The organism is Streptomyces sp. NPDC055140, from assembly GCF_053607285.1.
This window is the reverse complement of record NZ_JBSGTG010000203.1, coordinates 1-1,277: the sequence shown is the minus strand read 5'-3', so window position 1 is coordinate 1,277 and position 1,277 is coordinate 1. Positions and strand designations below refer to the sequence as shown.

Below are 1,277 nucleotides of genomic sequence, written 5' to 3'. Positions count from 1 at the left end.
GGAGGTTTCCCCCTGGTCGTGGACACCCTGGACACTGGATCTATGAAGTTCCAGAGATCAGGAGTTCCCGTTGGGGACCTACAAGTACTCGGCTGAGTTCCGGGCCGACGCCGTCGCGCTGTACCGCTCCAGCCCGGGGCGGCCCGTCGCGGCCGTGGCCAAGGACCTGGGCGTGAACCATGAGACGCTCCGCCTGTGGATCAAGGCAGCCGAGACGGCCGAAGCGCCGTCCGCGCGGGCGGAGGCGGACAAGGACGCCGAGATCGCCGCCCTGCGCCGGCAGGTGCGCGAGCTGGAGCTTGAGCGCGAGATCCTGCGCCGGGCGGCCAAGTATTTCGCGGGCGAGACCAACTGGTGAGCCGCTTCCAGTTCGTCGATGATCATCGCGACACCTTCGGGGTGAAGCGGCTGTGCCGGGTCGTGGAAGTCTCCCGTTCCGGCTACTACCGATGGCGGTCCGTCGCTGGCGCCCGCGCCGAGCGGGCCCGGTCGGATGCCGAGCTGACCGGGAAGATCCGCGAGATCCACACCGAATGGGACGGCACCTATGGCTCCCCGCGGGTCACCGCCGAGCTCCGGGCCGAGGGCTGGCAGGTCAACCACAAGCGCGTCGAGCGCGTGATGCGCGAGGCCGGCATTGTCGGCGTGCACCTACGCAGGAAGGTCACCACCACGGTGCCCGCCCCGGACGCGACCAAGGTCCCCGACCTCCTGCAGCGCGACTTCACCGCGAGCGAACCGAACACCAAGTACGTGGGCGACATCACCTACCTGCCCATCGGCGGCGGCCAATTCCTTTATCTGGCGACGGTGTTGGACCTCTGCTCGAAGCGGCTGGCGGGCTGGGCGATCGCCGATCACATGCGCACCGAGCTGGTCACCGACGCCCTCGAAGCCGCCGCCCGCACCCGCGGCGGTGACCTGGTCGGGGCGGTCTTCCACAGCGACAACGGAGCCCAGTACGCCTCGAAGGACTTCGCCAAGGCATGCCGCAAACTCCGCGTGATCCGTTCTCGTGGGGCGGTCGGGACGAGCGCGGACAACGCCGCGGCGGAGAGCTTCAACGCGGCCCTGAAACGAGAGACCCTTCAGGGCCGGAAGCGCTGGCCGGGAGTACGCGAGGCCCGCCTCGCGGTATTCCGATGGATCACTCGATACAACACCAGGAGAAGGCATTCAGCGATCGGCCAGGTCAGCCCGATCGCCTTCGAACAGCGAATGGTTACGCTGACCACTGCCGCATAGCAAACGGTGTCTACGGCTCAGGGGGAAGCCCC

The 1,277-nt window shown here is 68.0% G+C and carries 1 protein-coding gene; it reads left to right on the top strand.

The annotated features are described in order from the left end of the window. Window positions 1–70 precede the first annotated feature (70 nt). A protein-coding gene (locus ACWFR4_RS49000; RefSeq protein ID WP_453658489.1) for an IS3 family transposase occupies window positions 71–1,245 on the top strand; the annotation gives its coding sequence in 2 pieces (ribosomal slippage) (window positions 71–338 and window positions 338–1,245; 1,176 coding nt in all). Window positions 1,246–1,277 lie beyond the last annotated feature (32 nt).